At 49.5% G+C, this 20,527-nt stretch carries 16 protein-coding genes; 15 read left to right on the forward strand and 1 reads right to left on the reverse strand.

Going from position 1 to position 20,527, the window contains the following annotated elements:
* Positions 1-30: 30 nt before the first annotated feature.
* Positions 31-1,929, reverse strand: a complete 1,899-nt coding sequence (locus CRO74_RS10640; RefSeq protein WP_179830160.1) for a DNA topoisomerase IV subunit B — start codon at positions 1,927-1,929, stop codon at positions 31-33.
* 413 nt (positions 1,930-2,342) lie between these two features.
* Between CRO74_RS10640 and CRO74_RS10645 the strand changes: the two genes are divergently transcribed.
* The 15 genes from CRO74_RS10645 to CRO74_RS10715 all read left to right on the forward strand — a co-directional run bounded on the left by CRO74_RS10645 (position 2,343) and on the right by CRO74_RS10715 (position 20,524).
* Positions 2,343-4,766 (forward strand): polysaccharide biosynthesis/export family protein, encoded by a 2,424-nt coding sequence (locus tag CRO74_RS10645; protein ID WP_097125913.1) that lies wholly within the window; start codon positions 2,343-2,345, stop codon positions 4,764-4,766.
* Positions 4,767-4,783: 17 nt separating this feature from the next.
* Positions 4,784-5,905, forward strand: coding sequence for a GumC domain-containing protein (locus tag CRO74_RS10650; RefSeq protein WP_097125914.1), 1,122 nt, complete (start codon positions 4,784-4,786; stop codon positions 5,903-5,905).
* A 27-nt stretch (positions 5,906-5,932) separates the two neighbouring features.
* A complete protein-coding gene (locus tag CRO74_RS10655) occupies positions 5,933-6,772 on the forward strand; it encodes an ABC transporter permease (protein ID WP_097125915.1) in 840 nt (279 codons plus the stop codon).
* 77 nt (positions 6,773-6,849) lie between these two features.
* Positions 6,850-8,109 carry an ABC transporter ATP-binding protein gene (locus CRO74_RS10660; RefSeq protein ID WP_097125916.1) on the forward strand — a complete coding sequence of 420 codons (1,260 nt, stop codon included), beginning with the start codon at positions 6,850-6,852 and terminating at the stop codon, positions 8,107-8,109.
* A gap of 83 nt (positions 8,110-8,192) precedes the next feature.
* Positions 8,193-9,302 (forward strand): DegT/DnrJ/EryC1/StrS family aminotransferase, encoded by a 1,110-nt coding sequence (locus CRO74_RS10665; RefSeq protein WP_097125917.1) that lies wholly within the window; start codon positions 8,193-8,195, stop codon positions 9,300-9,302.
* Positions 9,303-9,394: 92 nt separating this feature from the next.
* On the forward strand, positions 9,395-11,467 hold the full coding sequence (locus CRO74_RS10670; protein ID WP_097125918.1) for an ArnT family glycosyltransferase: 2,073 nt from the start codon (positions 9,395-9,397) through the stop codon (positions 11,465-11,467).
* A gap of 125 nt (positions 11,468-11,592) precedes the next feature.
* Positions 11,593-12,291: a WbqC family protein gene (locus tag CRO74_RS10675; RefSeq protein WP_097125919.1), complete on the forward strand. Its 699-nt coding sequence runs from the start codon at positions 11,593-11,595 to the stop codon at positions 12,289-12,291.
* Between the two features lie 70 nt (positions 12,292-12,361).
* A complete protein-coding gene (locus CRO74_RS10680; RefSeq protein ID WP_097125920.1) occupies positions 12,362-13,015 on the forward strand; it encodes an acetyltransferase in 654 nt (217 codons plus the stop codon).
* A gap of 26 nt (positions 13,016-13,041) precedes the next feature.
* On the forward strand, positions 13,042-14,262 hold the full coding sequence (locus CRO74_RS10685) for a glycosyltransferase family 4 protein (protein WP_097125921.1): 1,221 nt from the start codon (positions 13,042-13,044) through the stop codon (positions 14,260-14,262).
* A 39-nt stretch (positions 14,263-14,301) separates the two neighbouring features.
* Positions 14,302-15,372: a glycosyltransferase family protein gene (locus CRO74_RS10690; protein ID WP_097125922.1), complete on the forward strand. Its 1,071-nt coding sequence runs from the start codon at positions 14,302-14,304 to the stop codon at positions 15,370-15,372.
* 2 nt (positions 15,373-15,374) lie between these two features.
* Positions 15,375-16,409 (forward strand): glycosyltransferase family 9 protein, encoded by a 1,035-nt coding sequence (locus tag CRO74_RS10695; protein ID WP_097125923.1) that lies wholly within the window; start codon positions 15,375-15,377, stop codon positions 16,407-16,409.
* Entirely contained in the window at positions 16,406-17,233 is an 828-nt protein-coding gene (locus tag CRO74_RS10700; RefSeq protein ID WP_097125924.1) for a DUF5672 family protein, read from the forward strand. The genes CRO74_RS10695 and CRO74_RS10700 overlap by 4 nt, the downstream gene beginning before the upstream one ends.
* A gap of 8 nt (positions 17,234-17,241) precedes the next feature.
* Complete coding sequence (locus CRO74_RS10705) at positions 17,242-18,267, forward strand: glycosyltransferase (RefSeq protein ID WP_097125925.1); 1,026 nt, start codon at positions 17,242-17,244, stop codon at positions 18,265-18,267.
* Between the two features lie 18 nt (positions 18,268-18,285).
* The gene (locus CRO74_RS10710) at positions 18,286-19,293 is read left to right on the forward strand and encodes a hypothetical protein (RefSeq protein ID WP_097125926.1); all 1,008 of its coding nucleotides are present in this window, start codon (positions 18,286-18,288) and stop codon (positions 19,291-19,293) included.
* A 121-nt stretch (positions 19,294-19,414) separates the two neighbouring features.
* Positions 19,415-20,524 carry a glycosyltransferase family 4 protein gene (locus CRO74_RS10715; RefSeq protein ID WP_097125927.1) on the forward strand — a complete coding sequence of 370 codons (1,110 nt, stop codon included), beginning with the start codon at positions 19,415-19,417 and terminating at the stop codon, positions 20,522-20,524.
* Positions 20,525-20,527 lie beyond the last annotated feature (3 nt).

A 20,527-nucleotide genomic window follows, 5' to 3' on the forward strand; every position in this document is an offset into this window, starting at 1 on the left:
ACTTACCGACTTACTTACTTCCTGACTTTTCTACACCAATGCAACTTCATCTACATCTTTTTCGACGCGAAGGTTGTCGATGATGAATCGCTGCCGGTCGGGTGTGTTTTTACCCATATAGTAGCTAAGCAACTTGGGTACAGATGTTTCTTTCTCCATGATAACCGGCTCCAGACGCATATTTTCGCCGATAAACAAGCCGAACTCATCAGGAGAAATTTCACCAAGTCCTTTAAACCGGGTTATTTCAACTTTTTTAGCGGCTTTGGTCAGCTTATCAATCGCTTTCTGTTTCTCGTCTTCCGAGTAGCAATAGGTTGTCTCTTTATGATTTTTTGGATTACGTACCCGAAATAGGGGCGTTTCGAGAATATACAAATGCCCGTTACGCACCAGATCGGGGAAAAACTGGAGAAAGAACGTCAGCATCAGCAGGCGGATGTGCATCCCATCAACGTCGGCATCGGTCGCAATAACGATCCGATTATACCGCAATCCTTCCAGGCCATCCTCAATATCGAGTGCGTGTTGAAGAAGGTTAAACTCTTCATTCTCATACACTACTTTTTTGGTCAGGCCGAAGCAGTTGAGCGGCTTACCCCGCAAACTAAAAACGGCCTGCGACTGCACATTGCGGGATTTGGTAATGGAACCACTCGCCGAATCTCCCTCGGTGATGAACAGGGTCGACTGGTAGCGATCATCAGCTTTCAAATCGGGCAGGTGATTACGGCAGTCGCGTAATTTTTTGTTGTGAAGGCTGGCCTTCTTGGCTCGGTCATTGGCCAGTTTCTTAATACCAGCCAACTCCTTGCGTTCCCGTTCCGATTGTTCGATCCGCTTTTTAAGGGCATCCCGAACGGCAGGGTTCATGTGCAGAAAATCATCCAGACGCTCCTTTACAAAATCTTTAACAAACGAGCTTACGGATTGCGCATTCGGCTCGGGCGACATGTTCTGCGAACCGAGTTTTGTTTTCGTCTGTGATTCAAAGACGGGTTCCTGCACCCGAATACTAACGGCCGCAATGATTGACGAGCGGATATCCGACACCTCATAATTTTTATCGAAGTGGCGTCGAACCGTTTCCACAACGGCTTCTTTAAGGGCGTTGAGATGCGTACCTCCCTGCGTGGTATACTGCCCGTTTACGAACGAATAATATTCCTCTCCATACTGATTCCCGTGGGTCATCGCTATTTCGAGGTCATTCCCTTTCAGGTGGATAATTGGATACCGCAGCGAATCTTCGTCTTTCTTCGTTTTGTCACGAAGCAGGTCGAGGAGTCCATTTTGCGAGAGGTATTTCTGCTTGTTGAACGAGATGGTCAGACCCGCATTCAGGTAGCAGTAGTTCCAGATCATGTTCTCCAGAAACTGGGGTATGAAATGAAAATTCTTGAAGACCGTATCATCCGGCTCAAAGCAGATCAGGGTGCCGTTTCGCTCTGTCGTGACATCTTCGCCCCGCTGCTTGAGCTCACCCCGGTCAAATTCGGCCCAAACCGTTTTACCCTCCCGGAACGACTGAACCCGGAAATAACTGGACAGTGCGTTGACCGCTTTTGTACCAACCCCGTTCAGTCCCACCGATTTCTGGAAAGCCCCGGAATCGTATTTACCACCCGTGTTAATTTTAGAAACCACTTCAACAACCTTACCAAGCGGGATGCCACGGCCAAAGTCGCGTACCTCAACCCGATGGTCCGTTACACGCACGTCTATGATTTTACCAAAGCCCATCACGTGCTCATCGATGCAATTGTCGATGGTTTCTTTGATCAGTACATAGATGCCGTCATCGGCAGCCGAGCCATCACCAAGTTTACCGATATACATACCGGGCCGCAGGCGGATGTGCTCACGCCAATCCAGCGAGCGGATACTATCTTCATTGTATTGAACAGCTTGATTCAGCAATTCTGCCATAAGAGATTTTTACGAATAGGCTTAAACGGGCTGTAGACAAGAATAGCCAGTTTAACGAAACATTGGAAAAATTATACCTTGAATTTTGGAAACGCGAAAAATTACCACTCAATACGAAACTATTTATAATCCAACAAAAGTTCGCTTACTTTGTCGACTGAACTGCACTATGTACCACAAGATTCACTTTGTTCGTTAGATACAGGCTTCGTCTTCTACGGTGCCGCGCTGTTCGATTTCTTAAAAATATGCAAAATTCAAGACTTTTCCACCTCTCTTCGAAATTTTTTTTTCATTTTTCTGCTGCCTCAGTTCAAGGCCAGTTTAGGGATTTTGTGGTTGTTTTTGCACTACTATTAGTGGGCTTTACATCACATGGGCAAATTGCAGTTCCTTCATCCTCAGGGGCAACGATGAGCCCCGGTGGCGCTTCGGGCATACCAGCCACGGCTTTACCCAAAGGTGTCAACCCGAACAGTTTACCCAATAACGTCAGACAACAGATAAATGGCCGGACTGGACAGACCCAGACTCCCGCTGGCCGGACATCGCCAACTTCTCAGTCCCTTAAAGATAGGAAACAGGCTCCTAATGCAGCCAATCCACAGCTAGCCCCGGGAGATACCACTGATCCGGGACCAATCTCCGATGAAGAATTCGTCCGGCAGGGTGCCGAGCGCGCACAACGCCGGGAGCAACAGGAAAAACGACAGAAAACGTTTGGCTATTCGCTCTTCAACGATCCGGCAATGGAGCGCACCTTTGAGCCCAATTTAAACATAGCTACACCCCGCAACTATGTAATCGGCCCCGGCGACCAGATGAATATCCGGATGTACGGGAATTCGGAAATCGATTTTACCCAGACTGTTTCTGCCGATGGGAATGTCTATTTTGGTCAATCTACCGGTGTTGGTCCAGTATCCGTTTCCGGCCTGACAATTGAGCAGGCGAAAGCACGGATAACCGATCGGTTGTCCAAGCGGTTTGCCGGCTTGCGCAGTTCCTCCTACGGCCCCCAGAACACGTTCCTTGAGGTATCGCTGGGTGGAACGATACGGAGTATACGCGTGTCGGTAACAGGCGATGCTGTTAGACCGGGAACCTATACCCTGTCTTCACTGGCAACGGTAATGAATGCTATTTACCAGGCGGGTGGCCCCAATGATATTGGCTCCTACCGCCGGGTACAGCTCATTCGCAACAACAAAGTAGCCGCTACGCTCGACCTGTATGATTACCTGCTGAATGGAATTCAGCGAAACGATCTTCGCTTACAGGACAACGACAACATTCGATTTACTACGTTCCTCGAAAAAGTTGAGATTACCGGAACCGTAAAACGCGCCAATATTTTTGAGATGATGCCGGGCGAAACCCTCGACCGACTTCTGTTCTATGCGGGTGGTTTTGCCGCTCAAGCTTACAAAAGCAGGCTCAAGGTGACCCGACTGACCGACCGGGAGGTAAAAGTAATTGATGTAACAACGCCCGAATTCAAAACATTTGAGATTCAGGACGGCGATCTGGTTACGGTTTCCCGTTTGCTTGAACGTTTCGAAAACCAGGTCACCATTGAAGGGGCTGTTTTCCGCCCCGGCCAGTACTCACTCGATAAGAACCGAACGCTGAAGGAGCTTATCACCAATGCCGAGGGACTGAAGGGCGACGCCTTTACCGGACGTGTTACAATTGTTCGTACCCGTGAAGATTTGGCTATCGAAAACCTCTCGATCAATCTGGCCAGTATCCTGGCGGGCAATGAGGCTGATGTTCCGCTGCAACGGGAAGACCAGATTATTATTCCATCTCGCTTTGATCAGGTGGAACAGGCAACCATTTCGGTGCAGGGCGAAGTAAATGCCCCGGATACAGATATTCCCTACATTGCCAATATGACCCTGAACGATGTATTACTTCGTACCGGCGGTCTCAAAGAGTCAGCGGCTGCTTCTATGGTAGAAGTGGTTCGTCGGAAGAAAGATGCCGACCCCCGGTCTCCAACGGCACAAATTGCCGAAACCTTCCGATTCAACGTAGACCGGAACTTATCGATCGGAACAGACGCGAACAAGAACTTCATCCTTGAACCTTTCGATCAGGTAATCGTTCGGCGGTCGCCAAACTATGCCGTGCAAACCTATGCCTATGTATCTGGTGAGGTTATCATGCCAGGCTCATACCCGATTCGAACTAAAGATCAGAAAGTATCAGATCTGGTTACTCAGGCAGGAGGATTAACCTCTCAGGCCTACGTAGAAGGCGCTACGTTGGTTCGCCCGGTCAGGTTGAGTGCCGATGAACTAAAACGGAAGCAAAAGGCCATCGAAGAAGTGGCCGATAATACAACGAAAACGATTGTGGAAACGGAGGTCATTACCCCCGATGTTGCCGAAGCTATTGGTATCAATCTAAAAAAGATTCTGGCTAAACCCGGCTCATCAGAAGATATTCTACTCCAGGAAGGAGATACCCTCCGGATTCCGAAACTCCTCGAAACAGTCCGGATTCAGGGCGAAGTACAACTGCCGAATACCGTCAAATTCCGGGCAGGAGAAACGTTCCAGGATTACATTTCTCAAACAGGTGGGTTTACATCTAAATCACAGCGTCGGAGAGCGTTTATCATTTACGCCAACGGCTCTGTTGATCGAACCCGGAAGTTCATGTTCTTCAATGTCTATCCGCGCGTTGAGCCCGGCTCTGAAATTGTAATACCCAAACGGGCTACTTCGCCACTCACGGCACAACAGATTTTGAGTTCGACGGTTGGTATCGCCGGCTCGTTATTGACACTGGTTACAACCCTAATTTTACTTACTCGGGTTAACAACTAAACAGGATTTTTTAGAATATGGCTTCTACAAACTTATCTGATACAAACAACCCGAACCATCTGGCAGCGACTCGCTCCTTACCCCCCGATCAGATTTCCCCTAAATCGGTGGTATTAAGTGTCTTTCAGCTGAAGCATGTATTTCGGCGCAACTGGAAGGTATTACTCGTTCTGGTTTTTGTAGGTGGTCTTATCGGGTTCATTTACGACGCATTCCATAAAACAAAAATCACCTATACGGGCACCATCATGTTTAACCTGGGTGGTGGCTCATCGGGCGGTGGATTTGGTGGTGAACTAGGCCAGTTAGCGGGTGCGTTCGGGTTAAGCTCAGGCGCTCCGGATGCCAACATCTTTATTGGCGACAACTTTCTCATTTATGCTAAATCAAGACCCGTTGTCGAAAAAACGTTGATGCAGACCGATACCATTAATGGGAAAGACACCCTGCTTGTCAATTACTACATTCGCCACAGCGGTATTCGCGACGATGAATGGGAAGACAATGACTCCCTGCGTGCGTTTTATTTCAAGCGGGCCAAACTACCTAATGAATACACCAGAACCGAACAGCTCGTCATGTCGGACATTTATGCCCGGGTCGAAGGTGAAATAGCCGTTAAGCAACCCGAGCGAAAATCGTCGTTTATGGAGCTTAGCTGCTTCATGGAGAATGAGAAACTGGCAGCCACCTTTCTGACCAATCACCTCAAAACTATTGAGCAGGATTACCAGTCCAAGCAGACGAAGAAAACCCGCGAGATGTACAACCTTCTGAATGACAAAGTGGACTCCCTCGCGGCCCGTTTGACAGGTACCGAAAATAAGCTGGCCCAATACCTGGATCAGAACCAGCAGGTGGTTGTTGCCCAGGGACGTATGACCGAAAATAAGCTGACACGAAACTCCGGCTTTCTAACGACCCTTTATTACCAGGCACTCCAACAGGCAGACAACATGCGCTTATCCATGATTCGGGAAACGCCGTTGTTTACAATTATCAAACCGGTTTATTATCCACTTCATGTTGATACAATCAAAACGGCTGGTTTACAGATTGGTATGATCGTTGGTCTGGTGCTTTCTATTCTCATTATTTTTCTGCGAGAAACGTACCGCTCAGTTATGCAGGAAGCTTAGTAATACCATCTTTATTACACAAACACGTTGAAAACGCACGAAGTTATCATACAGCCTGGCCGGTCAGAACGTCACTACTGGCGCGACCTGTGGCGTAACCGCGAGTTGATGTATATTCTGTCTATGCGGGACGTTTCCGTTCGGTATAAACAGACGGCTCTGGGTACGGCCTGGGGGCTGATCCGCCCACTCACTACCATGCTGATCATGGTATTTGTATTCAGTAAAATCGCTAAACTACCCGCCGACCCAGGCGTTCCCTACCCACTCATGGTATTGGGCGGAATAACCGTTTGGACGTTCTTTGCTACGGCCTTTACGCAGATCAGCAATAGCGTGACCATGAACTCCAACCTGGTCACGAAAGTATATTTCCCCCGCCTGATTATGCCCATTAGTTCTGTGGCAGTCAGCTTTATTGACTTTCTGGTATCGCTGGGCTTATTCATTGTGCTTGCCATCTGGTATCGATTTATTCCAGACTGGCATTTGCTCATGCTGCCAGCTTTTATCGTGCTGGCCTTATTGGCATCTTTTGCCTTCGGGCTATTTTTTGCGGCTGTTAATGTACGTTTTCGTGACATTGGCCAGCTTATTCCGTTTATAGTACAGGTGGGTTTCTACATCTGCCCGATAGCCTACAGTAGTCGGTTGGTAGCGGATAAGCAAAACGAATGGTGGACGCCCTTTTACTGGATGAATCCAATGGTGGGTATAATCGATGGATTTCGCTGGTCATTACTGGGTGAAAAAGCGTACTTTAACCCACAGAGTCTGCTCATATCCATTGCTATTGTGGGCGTCTGTCTAACCTTATCACTTTACTTCTATCGTAAACGTGAGAATACCTTTGTGGATGATATTTAAAGAATTACAATTTATTATTTATGACGCGTGGATGGCCCAGGCGGCCGTAAACTGTAGATCGTAAATCGTAAATCAATATGTCTGTCATTACTGTCGAAAATATAAGCAAGCAATACATCATTGACCATAAAAAGGGCAAAGGTGCCAATACGCTGCGTGATGTTATTTCAGAAAACTTCCGGTCGCTGTTCGGAAGTAAGAAAGAAAGAGATGCCGTTACGCATGAAGAGTTCTGGGCACTTCGCGATGTAAATTTTTCCATTGAGCAGGGCGATCGGGTTGGTATTGTTGGCCACAATGGAGCCGGGAAATCAACCATGCTCAAAATTCTGAGCAAAATTATTGAGCCCACAGCCGGCACCGTTCGCATCAAAGGACGGGTAGCCAGCCTCCTCGAAGTAGGCACCGGGTTCCACCCTGAACTGACTGGTCGGGAAAACATCTACCTCAATGGTTCTCTGCTGGGTATGAGTCGCAGTGAAATCAGAAAGCAATTCGACGAGATCGTGGCTTTTGCCGGTGTCGAAAAATTCCTCGATACGCCCGTAAAACGTTACTCATCGGGTATGTACGTTCGGCTGGGTTTTGCCATCTCGGCGCACCTGGACCCGGAAATTATGATCGTAGATGAGGTGTTGGCGGTAGGTGATGCCGAATTTCAGAAGAAAAGCCTTGGCAAAATGCGGGATAATGCGGCCAGTGGTCGAACCGTTATTTTCGTCAGCCATAACCTTACGGCTGTTCAGGCGCTTTGCAACAAAACGCTTTACTTCGAAAAAGGGCAACTTATTGAACAGGGTGAGACCAATCAGGTTATTGCTTCCTACCTGAGCAAAGTGTCCAAAACCCGTCTTCTGCGCCATTGGGAAACGCCCGACGAAGCTCCCGGAAATGATCTCGTGCGTGTTCGTCGGATCGAGCTCGTTCCAGAATACATCGACGACCTCACCCATATTGACGTCCGCACATCGATGAAATTCAGGTTTGAGTTCTGGAGCCTGATGGATCATGCGAACCTAAACCTGAGCCTGCACCTGAATTCAATGACGGGCGAGTGTATCTTTAACATTGGCACCTTGTCGCAGGCCTTTGGCAAAGGGTTAATTGTCGGTGAGTGTATCATTCCGGGGTATTTTCTGAATGACGGTTCCTATACAATCTCCATGATGATTGTGAAGGATACGGTTACCCCGTTATTCGTAATGGAAGAAGGTATTACCTTTGATGTGGAAGATTATCGGGAAGGGATTGCCTGGTACGGAAAATGGCCGGGCTATGTTCGTCCGCAGATACCCTTTCATACAAAAATGCTGGAAACAGTCACCAGTGAACAATAATTACGTCTATTTAGCAGGTTGTATTTATGACGAACTGCTTTGTACAGCCTGGTTATTGTTGACTCTTATCTATTAATTGTTTGATGATTAATGTCACGAAATCGTATCTGCCAGAACTTGACGAGTATACCAACTACTTAAAAGGCATCTGGGATCGTGTTCATTTGACGAATGATGGGCCACTTCTGCGCAGGCTGGAAGATGAATTGAAAGAGTTTCTGGATGTAAAGTATCTGAAATTCTGCACCAACGGCACCATTGTGCTTCAGATGGCCCTCAAAGCACTGGATATAAAGAAAGAGGTTATCACGACCCCCTTTTCTTACGTGGCCACTACCAATGCGCTGCTGTGGGAAGGGTGTACCCCCGTATTCGCTGATATTAGTCCGGATGATTACAACATCGATCCGGAAAAAATCGAACCGCTGATCACGGCCAATACGCAGGCAATCATGGCTACCCACGTGTATGGAAATGCCTGCAAGATTGAACAGATTCAGGCCATTGCGGATAAGTATAACCTCAAAGTCATTTACGACGCAGCCCATACATTCGGGGCAAGCTACAAAGGCAAGTCCATCTTAAGTTATGGTGATCTAAGTACCTGTAGTTTTCACGCGACCAAGGTATTTCATACGGTTGAAGGCGGCTGTATTGTGACCAACAACGCCGATATGGCGCAGAAACTGCACCATATGCGCTCGTTCGGGCATCAAAATGATAACTACTTCGGGGTTGGCATCAACGCTAAGAATTCAGAACTGCATGCAGCAATGGGCTTATGCGTCCTGCCAAAAGTACCTGAGTTGATTGCTGCCCGCAAAGAGCGGTTCGGGTATTACGACAGTCAGCTGGATTTCAGTAAGATCACCCGGCCAACACTGACACCTGATGTTGACTATAACTATGCCTATTACCCGGTGATTTTCGATTCGGAGGAGACACTGCTGCGGGTGGTAGACGCGCTGAAGGCCGACGACGTTATGCCCCGCCGGTATTTTTACCCTTCGCTCAACACCCTGCCCTTTACATTCAGGCCCGGTTCAACTACGGCTCAACCCTGCCCGGTATCGGAGGACGTATCCATGCGGGTACTATGCCTGCCGCTCTATCCGGACCTGGCCGAAGCGGATGTTGACCGCATTGTTTCGATTGTAAATCTGACTGTCGGTATCGTACCCGAAAGCGTATAACAGAGCCTGAAACTGGCCAATAAACTGACTTTACCAAGTCGGTTTATGAGGCCTTTTTTCATTAGGCGCATCTGTACGAGAATTATCTTCCTATGAGTAGCTTATACCTTATTCCCCTTGTTCTGTTTGTCATTTACGTTGGACGGCTTTCTTCGCAGGTTTGCCGACGTTCCCTGACAGAATGGTGGCTGACCACATTTTTGTTGGGGGCCGGGAGTGTTATTTTAACGGGTTTCGTACTATCCGGACTGTATCTAACGGCCAATACACCGGTTTGGGCCGGTTCTGTATTTATTACAGCAACAATACTCGGCAAATTACTAAGTCGGCTGTCTGGCCATAAATCCAGCTTTTCAGTTCGGCAACTTGCTCAGGAGCGTTTTCGAACGGGCAAGGACTGGTTCGGTGGATTATCTGCTTACTCCCGCTTTCTGTTCATTCTACTGCTCAGTACCTTGGGCATCATTGCAGTTACCAACCTGCTGCTGGTCCTATTCACCGTTCCCAATGAGTGGGACAGCATGACCGGCCACCTGAATCGGGTTATGCAATACGTTCAGCGAGGGACGATGCGGCATTTTGGCGGCACAAACTGGAACATGGATACGTATCCGAAAAGCGTTTGTACCCTTCAGATCTATTCGTTTCTGATGACCGGCCATTTTGAGAATGGCTTCAAATTTATTCATCACTTGAGTTACTGGACAGCCATCGTTGCTGTTTTCGGTATTGTGCAACGCATTGGCCAAAACCGGCTATCGGCCAGTTTTTTCTGTGCGCTGGCGTATGCATTGCTCCCCGATTTCCTGATGCAGGCCATCACCACCGAAACGGATATTGTTCTGACTGCCTACCTGAGCGTGCTGTTATACATGCTGTTCACGTATCGCAGTATCGGTTTGCCCACAGCCGACAACCGGTATCTCTATCTGGCGGGTATGGCATTTGGCATTGCGTTTGGGCACAAAATCACGTTTGCCTTGCTGTTGCCTTCCGTATTTGTCATTATGATTTACACGGTTTTCCTGTCCAGTTCCTGGGTCGTGACCTTCGGGCGGGTATGGAGGCTGGGCCTGGCCATTGGGGTTGGGGTTTGCCTGTGGACACTGCCAACTGGCTATCTGAAAAACATTGAAGTATTTGGACATCCGATCGGCCCCCCAACGGCCCTAAAACACCAATCTGTCGAGCGGGCGGGCTCTCTTGGCAACTTACTTGAACAGGGAAGCCGCAATGTGGTTCGGTATGCTTATGACCATGTAAATCTGGACGGCATCCGAAATGTGAAAGCAGGTGCCGACCTGAACCACGCCATGCGCAAGCCGCTGGTTCTGCTGGAAGATAAACTTCATATGCGGTTGGATGAAGAAACGGACTTCTCGATTCAGACGTTTGCCTTCGACCGTAAGTTTGTGTTTTATAATGCCAACCCGTATTGGGGAATTTTTGGTTTTGGCCTCATCTTACCGCTCCTGGTGCTGGTACTGGTAGGTTATATACGCTCAACTCCGCATATTTATTTAGGTGTAGCCCTACTGCTTCATTTTTTAGCTCTCTCCTACTCGGCTCCCTATGACCCGTTTAAAGGACGTTATTTTATAGAAACAGGTCTGTTTGGCGTGACCTTTCTGGCACTGCTGTTCCTTCATCCGCGTACAACCATCGACACTCCGAAACGACCGATCTGGAAAGGGTATGTAGCCCTCGTTACAGTGTTGGGTTGCCTATCGGCACTGATGTGTGTGTTTTTGAATACACGGGCGTTGCCTTTTGCGTGGACAGGACCCGATGGCGCTCCCTTTCCCTCGGCGTTCACCTCCGACCGCATCCGGCAGATAACGATCGGACGCCCTGACACGTACACTCCCTTTAAACGATTCGACGAACTGGTCCCCGACAGTGCGACTGTTGCGCTGGCGACTATCAACGATGATTATGAGTATCCGCTTTACGGACCTAAATTGTCTCGTCGGCTTATTGCCATTAACCCGTTTGAGCAGGGTCTTAAGCCAATTCCTAAAGAGGCCGACTACCTGTTTTTCGATAAAAGTGTCATTGCCCCCCAACCCGGCGACATACGCCTGGGTACCGATACAACCCTGCGGGCTAAAATGATTGTACCGGGAGAAGATTATTATTTACGGAAATTGAAAAAACAGGAGTGAGGAGTTAGAAGCGAGGAGTGAGGAGCCATTCGGCAGCATAAAACATGCCGGTCCGCCGGTGCGGTCAGCAACTTCTCGCTCCTAACTCCTCGCTCCCAACTCCTCCCTCCTAACTCCTAAAAAAAATGACCCTTGCCATAATGCAGCCTTACTTTCTTCCCTACATCGGCTATATGCAGTTGATGGGAGCGGTGGATACATTTGTTTTGTACGATGATGTAGCTTTTATTAATCGGGGCTGGATCAATCGAAACAGGTTGCTGATAAATGGTCAGGAGTACTTATTTACCATCCCGTTAAAAGATGCCAGCCAGAATAAGCGAATCAACGAAGTACACCTGGCCGATGATCCAAAATGGCGAAGTAAACTGCTAAAAACCATTGAACAGGGTTATCGAAAAGCTCCCTGCTATCAAACGGTTATGCCGCTGACCGAAAAAATCATCAATTTTACAACCGACTCCATCGCCGATCTGATCTATTTCAGCCTCGTTGAGTTAAATACGTATCTGGGTTTATCGACACGATTGGTTGCCTCATCGTCCATCTATGCCAATAGTGAGTTAAAAGCGCAGGAACGCATTCTGGACATTTGTCGGCAGGAAAAGGCCTCCCGCTACATCAATCCAATTGGAGGAATGGAGTTATACGATGCGCCTTCGTTTACCCAGACCGGCATCGACCTCAAATTCATTAAATCAAAACGGGCTGAGTACCCGCAGTTCAAAAATGACTTCATTCCCTGGTTGTCCGTGCTGGACGCACTTATGTTTAACGACATACCCGACGTTCGGAAATTGCTTGGGGAATATGAACTAGTTTAGCAATACAGGCCGGGAGTTGCCCAACTACATCTATATCGCAACTCCTTACGCTTCGATCCTTATCTAACATATGGCAAAAGTTATCATTTTCGGGGTTATGGATACGGCCGAGCTGGCCCATTTCTACCTCACGCACGATTCGGAACATGACGTAGTGGCTTTCACCGTGAGTCGCGAATACATGACCGGAAATGAATTTCAGGGCTTACCTCTGGTCGCGTTCGAAGACGTAGAAACGCTGTTCTCTCCCCAGGAATACAAGTTTTTCGCCCCCATGACCGGCCGAAACATGAACCGAAATCGGGAACGAATCTACCTCGAAGCGAAAGCCAAAGGGTACGAGTTCATTTCTTACATCAGTTCAAAAGCCACCCTGTTTGGTAACCAGATCGGCGAAAACTGCTTTATTCTGGAAGACAACACCGTCCAGCCATTTACAACAATTGGCAACAACGTTGTGCTGTGGAGTGGCAACCACATTGGTCATCATGGCCAGATAAAAGACCATGTGTTCTTTACCTCGCACGTAGTTATGTCCGGCCATTGTGTGATTGAGCCGTATTGCTTTTTTGGGGTGAACAGTACTATTCGCGACTTTCTGCATATTGCTACCGGAACCCTTGTCGGAATGGCTTCTGCCATTTACAAAGACACGGACGAGTGGGGCTTATACCTCGGAAATCCGGCTAAAAAACTACCCAAACCCAGTTACGAAGCGTATTAAAGGAGAAAATTCTCCTGTTCTCCCTGTTGAAAAAACTACTGTTACTAGGCCACGATGCCAACCGGGCGGGTGCACAGATTGTGTTGCTCAACCTCATGCGTTTGTTGAAGGCGGAAGGTCTTTCCATGCATTTACTGCTGGGTGAAGGTGGTCCACTGCTCGACGACTACCGGGCCATTTGTCCGGTTACCATCTGGCCCGCCCCCAGCCCATACGTTGTGGGCGCTCTCGCCGATAAAGTGCTGTTTAAACTGGGCCTGTGGGAGCGTTTTCAGGAGCGGCAACAGACAAGCAGACAACGGGCCATACAAACGGAGCTAGATATTACTTCGTTCGATCTGGTGCTTGTCAATACCGTTACCAGTAGCCGGTGGTTTGGGCAACTGGCCATACCTGCCCACATACCCGTCGTTACCTTCGTGCATGAACTCGACATGTCGGTCCGGATCTATACTCACCCCGACGAGTTGGCTTTTTTGCTCAATCGAACCACGCAGTTGCTGGCGGTATCGAAAGCGACCGCCCGGTACTACGAACGGCAACACGGCTTTGATCCGGCCCGCATTACGCTGTATACCCTTATTGATACTCCCACCCTGTCCCGCAAGGTCCAACAGGCCCGTGAGCAGCCGAGCCCTTACCCGGCGCTGGGTTTACCGGCTAATGCTCTCATTGTGGGCGGCTGCGGCAACGCCGAATGGCGCAAAGGCAACGACCTCTTCATTTCGGTGGCCCGGCAAGTGATTGGTCGCGTCCGGGAGAGTTCGTTAGACCCAAAAACGGCCGTTGACCGGCCTGTTCATTTTGTCTGGGTAGGCGTGCCTTCCGGAAACCTTCGTGACGATCTATTAGTCGATATTCGAAAAGCGGGGCTTAGTGAAAATGTTCACCTGATTCCACCTACGCCGGAGGTATTGCGTTACCTGAGTCGGTTCGACGTGTTTCTCCTTTGTTCCCGCGAAGACCCCTACCCGCTGGTGGTGTTTGAAGCGGGCTTGAGCGACGTACCGGTCGTTTGTTTTGCCGATGCCGGTGGGTCCCCCGAACTCGTAGAAAAAGATGGCGGTTTCGTGGTGCCTTACCTGGACCTCGATGCTATGAGCAGCCGCGTGATCGACCTGCTTCGGGATCCGGATTTGCGCAAAAAGATGGGGCAGCGACTTGCCCAAAAGATACTCGAACGCCATCCGGCTCAGCAAAGCGTCGAAACTCTTGTAACTTTGTTTGAGAAACTGACTCGGCAGTAGCCCCGCTCCACGCTGGTGGCCGTTTGCCGTGCCCAATGTATGACTCTTGCATTCACGATTTGTTCTATAAATTATTTAGCTCAGGCCCGTACCCTGGGTGACTCACTTCGACAGACCAACCCTGATTACCAATACATAATCGGGTTAGTTGATAAATTGAGTGTTGCTAACTTACCCGCAGAGTTGGTTCCGGACTACCCCATGCTGGAGGTAGATAAAATTGGGATTCCCGATTTTGCCGCCATGTGCGACCGCTACGACATTACGGAGTTAAACACCGCAGTAAAGCCGTTTTACATCGACTACCTGTACCAGACCTACCCGGATGCCAGCGCAGTTATCTATTTTGATCCCGATATCATCGTTTTTCAGCCGCTCAACGAACTGAATGAAGCCCTGACCCGGCACAGCCTGGTATTAACCCCACACACCTGTTCCCCCACTCCCGACTGGGAGCGTCCCAACGAACAGCATCACCTGAATACGGGTATATTCAATCTGGGCTTTATTGGGCTTCGCAACGATGCTACCGCCCATCAATTCGTCAACTGGTGGAAAGACCGCCTGGTGTACGAATGCCGGATCGACCTCTGCGAAGGCCTTTTTGTCGATCAGCACTGGGTAAACTTTGCCCCCGTTTATTTCAACAACGTTCTGATCGATCATCACTTAGGCTATAATATGGCCTACTGGAATCTGCACGAACGCTTTATTAGCCAAACCGATGCCGGAAACTGGGTAGTAAGTGGAGAACGGGCATCTACGCCAGCACAACAAACCGAGCCATTACAGTTTTTTCATTTTAGCGGCTACAATCCGGATAAGCCCGATGAGATTTCCAAATACCAAACGCGTTACAGCTTTCCCAATAAGTCTAACCAGACCGGCGGAAAGCCATACCGCTTTGCCGATAAGCCCGAACAGCAGCGACCCGATGTAAGGCCTCTGTTCGATTTATACCGCAATCAACTGCTGGCTAACCAGAACGAACTATATCGCCAATACCCCTGCGTGTATATCAAGCCGCCTAAAGTTTTCCGTTATCAGCGGGTACGTAAGCTGTTGAAGCTGCCTTTCAACAAACTTATCACGCTCTTAGAATCTCGTTAACTATGACAGAAGGGCCTCGTTTTCGGGAAATCTGGATCTATCGCTACCACAAGATCACCCACATTGTGGGTAAGTTCTGGTCGTTTGCGGTTAAGTACATTCAACTCCGTTTGCTGAAAAGCCGATTGAGAGACCGGCAACTGGTTGCCATTATCTTATCTGAACAGATGGGCGATATTATTGCCTGCGAACCGGTTTCGCGGGAAGTACGCCAGCTTCATCCCAATGCCTATATCCTCTGGGTCGTCAAGGAAGCCTTCGTCGACCTGGTCAGATACAACCCGAATCTGGATGGATTTCTGGTCGAAAAATGCCCCGGCGAACGAGTACAACTGCTTCGCTCCGGCATCTACGACAAGGTATATAACTTGCACATTTCGCATAGAAAGTGTAAATACTGCCCCGAAGACCCCGTTAACCCAACGGCAGATGAGTTAGGGCTTACCTTCGATAATTATTATCACCGGGGCGACTTACTATACATGTTCTCGCAGGCGGCCGGGTTACCCCCCATTACCGACGAGCCCCGGATGTATATCCCGGAAGCCATTAAACAAGCCGTAAAAGCCCGTAAACTGCCCAAACAGCCCATTGTGATCCACTGTCAGTCAAGCCATGTTGCCCGCGACTGGCCCGCAGCGAACTGGAATAAGCTGGTCGACTGGCTATTGGCAACGTATCCTTACCCGGTTATTGAAGTGGGGCTTACGCCAACCATCCGTACCAACAACCCACGGTTTGCCAGCTTGTGCGGTCAGCTAAATCTGCTCGAAACGGCCGAAGTGATCCAACACGCCCGGTTGTTCATTGGTATCGACAGCGGACCGGCGCACATGGCCAATGCAGCGGGCGTAACCGGCATTCTGCTGTTAGGAAAACTGTATGACTTTGTCGATTACCTGCCCTACTCAGGCCGGTATAAACGAGGGGAGGGGGTGACGATTCTTAACAACTTTGGTCATCCATGCGCTGAACTACCCTACGATTGGGTTCAACAGGCCGTTCAGCAAGAGGTAGGTCAACCCAAACGAGTATGATGCAGTCCAGCTCTGTTAGTGTCAACATAGTTATACCGGCCTACAAGGCTCAACTCACCGATTATGAGCGCATTGCCCTAACGCAATGTGTTCGGGTGCTGGGCAATTACCCGATCTGGCTCGCTACACCCCACGCCCTCGACATCACGGCTTATCAGGAAATAGGCCCCAATGTAAACGCCCGAACGTTCGACGAACGCTATTTCACGGATGTACAGGGCTACAACCGGCTCATGCTGTCCGAAGAGTTTTACAGCGCGTTTACTGATCAGGAATACGTGCTGATTTACCAGTTGGATGCGTTTGTCTTTCAGGATGACCTGGCTTACTGGTGTCAGCAAAACTACGATTACATTGGCGCGCCCTGGCTCCGCGACCGCGACTTTACGGGCTGGTTCGATAAATTCGATTTTACGATTCGGCAGCGTTTGGCTACCTGGCTAAACCTCAAAAAACCGGACGGCATTACCCCGCGAGAAATTATAAACCTCAACGGAGTCGGCAACGGCGGCCTTACCCTCCGGCGCGTGTCGGCAATGCTGCGCTGCCTAAAACGATTCAAGCATAAAATTGACGAGTACGAACGCAAAACGCTGCACCAATACCACGAAGATGTTTTCTGGGGTATAGAAGTCAATCGGTACTGGCCTCATTTGCGCATACCCTCCTATCGGAAAGCGCTCCACTTTTCCATTGAGTTTTTTCCTCAGTGGGCCGTTGAGCATTACAACCAGGGCCAGTTACCCTTCGGTTGCCACGCCTGGAACATCCACGGTACCGACTACTGGCGACCTGTTTTTGCCCGGTATGGCTATCAAATCTGATTCATTGCATGAACGAAAGTCCACGTCCAACCATCTCCATTGCCCTTTGTACGTATAACGGCATCGCCTACTTGCCCGTACAATGGCAGAGCTTGCTTGAACAACAGCAACTGCCCAACGAAATCGTTATCTGCGATGACCAGTCTACTGATGGCACCACCGAATTGATTGCCAAACTTGCCGCTGATGCGCCCTTTTCGGTGCGGGTTCTCGAAAATACGGTACGGCTGGGGTCCAATAAAAATTTCGAACGGGCGCTGTCAGCCTGTACCGGCGACTTGATCTTTTTGTGCGATCAGGACGATTTCTGGTTACCCGAAAAAATTGCCACCATGACCCGGTACATGATGCAGCATCCCGAAGCGCAGGTAGCGTTTTGCGACGCCTGGGTTACGGACGAGCGGCTTCAGGAAAAGAAAGGGCGATTCTGGGAGGTTGTCCGCTTCGATAAAAAGGCACAAACCCGCTGGAAAACGGGCGAATCGCTGGAAGTGCTGCTGGACGGAAATCGAATGATGGGCTGTGCTACCGTTGTCCGTAAATCGTTTTTGGCCACAGTGCTGCCGGTACCCAATGACTTACCTACCGATTATATCTACGATGGCTGGATGGCATTGGTAGCCGCTACCAGCAACGCTGTACATTTCATTGATGCCCCATTTCAACTTTACCGAACCCACGTTCAGCAACAGGTTGGCGTACGTGAGAAAGAAGCGGCTGAGTCGGTGCGGTTGCAGGATCGGCTGGCCCGTCGACGGGCGGGTAAACTGGCCCCCCTTCGCGAAAAACAGATTAATCTGACCAAAATAAGCCAGTTGCTGAGCAAACGTGTTTCGGAAACGGCACCGGGGTTTTCTCAACTTCGCCGACGATTAGCCCATTTTACCATGCGCAGCAGTTTGCCCAATAACCGGCTTGGCCGGGTACTACCGGTTCTGCGTAGTCTGCAGCGCGGCAACTACAACCGGTATGCCGACGCATCGGCCAACTGGTACGCCCCATACCTGGCGATGTTGGGCGATTTACTCGAATGACGTAGCTTTGCAATTACTGTGCTATTAACCATCTGTACCCTCTCACAACTTCCCCAGGCGATTGCCTTGGGCGACAGTTTTACTCGTCATTCGGTCCACGCTACCGGTAGCTCTTCGGTTATCCTGGGGCTGGTCGATGATCCGGCCCGTTTACCCGTCGGCTTCGTTTCGCCTTATCCGCTTCTGCCCGTCAGTGAGTTACTTGAGACTACACTATTGGCAGAATTGTCAGCGCGTTACACCCCGACAGAGTTTGCCGCGGCCTGTAAACCAACCTTTATTGCTGAGGTATTTCGGCGCTACCCCGAAGTTGATAAACTTCTTTATGCCGACCCAAACGTGTACTTCACGGGCTCGTTGTCGACTATCTGGCAGAACCTTGAGGAGTCAACCGCCTTGCTGACCCCGTTTATTACCCGAAATCCAGCCGATTCCCTCTGGCCCGACGAGAAGTTTTTTCAGAACATCGGCCTGTACAGCTCCGATTTTCTTGGTTTCCGCCGATCTGCCGAAACCGATAAGCTATTAGCCTGGTGGACAGACCGGGTTCAGCAACGCGCATTTATAAACTATTGCGAAGGCCTTTGTCTCGACCAGATCTGGCTAATGCATGTGCCGGTCTTTTTTAAGGATGTGCGGATCATCAAGAATCCGGGCTGGCACGTTGCTCTCTGGAACCTGCATGAGCGCAGCCTTCAGCAAACAGAGAACGGCTGGCAAGTAACAGGGCCCGAAGGACAGGATCAGCCCCTGCTATTCATGAACGTCAAAGGATGGCTTCACCCCGATCAGGGATTTTTTCCGCATCAGAACCGGCTTCGCCTTTCAGATAGGGCCGAACTTGCCCCACTACTGGCTACTTACCGGCAAGCACTCACTGCTCATGAAGGACTTATGCAATGTCCGGTAAAGTCAACGTACGGACAACAGCCGGAACCGGTCGTTTTGCGGGGCTGGCGTTATACGGCAGTCCAGTCGTTTCGAAGCGTTACCCGATTGATTGATCAGTTCTCTATCCCACGCTAAGCGTTTAACCCGTTGGAGGAATATTGCGTATGGAGTAAGGTTTTATCCCCTATTAACTCTAATTTTGTAGGCAAATCATCTCAGAAAAATACAAACGACCTTCGTTTGTAGATTTCCCTTCATGAAAGTACTTTACGACCATCAATCGTTCACGGGCGTACCCTACGGGGGCGTTTCCCGCTATTTTTTTGAACTGATGCGTTCGTTTGCCAAGCGAACAGATATTGAATTTGAACTATCCCTGCGATTATCCAATAACGAATATCTCGATCAGGCTTCCTTTAGTCGGCATCTACGCTATCGGAGTTTGGCTCAGGTTCGGAATGCTCATCGGGTTGCCTCCGTTCTAAACAGACTATATAGCCTTCGGCGCGTCAAAGCAGGAAAATTTGACATTTTTCACCCGACCTACTATCATCGCTATTTTCTGGATTCGCTGGGCAACAAGCCTTTTGTCATCTCTTTCCACGATGCAACCAGCGAACGATACGGCAACATCTACCCTGAAGTAGGCGAAGGGTTATACGATCTGAAGAAGGTGTTACTACGCCGGGCCGACTGCATTATTGCCGTTTCTGAGTTTTCGAAGCAGGAGATCATGCGTTTTTTCACGGTAGAACCGGAGAAGATAAAAGTTATTCATCTGGGCACAACGCTGGGGGAATATGCATCGGCAAGTGAATACAACATCCCGCCTTTGCAGGCTCCTTATTTACTGTATGTGGGCAAACGGGGGCTGTACAAAAACTTCACCGGCTTTTTCCGGGCAATACAGCCTGTTTTGCAGCGGCATCCCGATTTACATCTAATCTGTGCCGGAGGGGGGGCGTTCAGTCGAGACGAGCAGACCCTGTTTCATGCGTCCCGACTGGCGAACCGCGTTCATTACCGGCCAGCTTCCGATGCCAGTCTGCTATCCCTGTACAAACATGCCCGTGCCTTTGTTTTTCCTTCCTTGAATGAAGGCTTCGGCATACCCGTTCTGGAAGCGTACAGTGGCGGCTGTGCCGTTGTGTTGAGCAACCGAAGTTCACTACCCGAAGTAGCTGCCGATGCCGCTCTTTATTTTGACCCCGAAGACGATGAGTCAATCGCTGAAGCCATCGAGCGCGTTGTTACAGACGATGCATTGTGTGCCGACCTACGCCTGAGAGGAATTGAGCGGCTGCGGAATTTTTCATGTGATAAAACCGCCTGCCAAACATTGGAGGTTTATAAATCTCTCCACTAACCG

This window comes from Spirosoma fluviale (genome assembly GCF_900230225.1).
In the GTDB taxonomy this organism is placed as follows: domain Bacteria; phylum Bacteroidota; class Bacteroidia; order Cytophagales; family Spirosomataceae; genus Spirosoma; species Spirosoma fluviale.

Coding starts and splice junctions, on each gene's coding strand:
- CRO74_RS10640 (WP_179830160.1), bottom strand. CDS start 1,929: ATGGCAGAATTGCTGAATCAAGCTGTTCAATACAATGAAGATAGTATC.
- CRO74_RS10645 (WP_097125913.1), top strand. CDS start 2,343: ATGAGCCCCGGTGGCGCTTCGGGCATACCAGCCACGGCTTTACCCAAA.
- CRO74_RS10650 (WP_097125914.1), top strand. CDS start 4,784: ATGGCTTCTACAAACTTATCTGATACAAACAACCCGAACCATCTGGCA.
- CRO74_RS10660 (WP_097125916.1), top strand. CDS start 6,850: ATGTCTGTCATTACTGTCGAAAATATAAGCAAGCAATACATCATTGAC.
- CRO74_RS10665 (WP_097125917.1), top strand. CDS start 8,193: ATGATTAATGTCACGAAATCGTATCTGCCAGAACTTGACGAGTATACC.
- CRO74_RS10670 (WP_097125918.1), top strand. CDS start 9,395: ATGAGTAGCTTATACCTTATTCCCCTTGTTCTGTTTGTCATTTACGTT.
- CRO74_RS10675 (WP_097125919.1), top strand. CDS start 11,593: ATGACCCTTGCCATAATGCAGCCTTACTTTCTTCCCTACATCGGCTAT.
- CRO74_RS10680 (WP_097125920.1), top strand. CDS start 12,362: ATGGCAAAAGTTATCATTTTCGGGGTTATGGATACGGCCGAGCTGGCC.
- CRO74_RS10690 (WP_097125922.1), top strand. CDS start 14,302: ATGACTCTTGCATTCACGATTTGTTCTATAAATTATTTAGCTCAGGCC.
- CRO74_RS10695 (WP_097125923.1), top strand. CDS start 15,375: ATGACAGAAGGGCCTCGTTTTCGGGAAATCTGGATCTATCGCTACCAC.
- CRO74_RS10700 (WP_097125924.1), top strand. CDS start 16,406: ATGATGCAGTCCAGCTCTGTTAGTGTCAACATAGTTATACCGGCCTAC.
- CRO74_RS10705 (WP_097125925.1), top strand. CDS start 17,242: ATGAACGAAAGTCCACGTCCAACCATCTCCATTGCCCTTTGTACGTAT.
- CRO74_RS10715 (WP_097125927.1), top strand. CDS start 19,415: ATGAAAGTACTTTACGACCATCAATCGTTCACGGGCGTACCCTACGGG.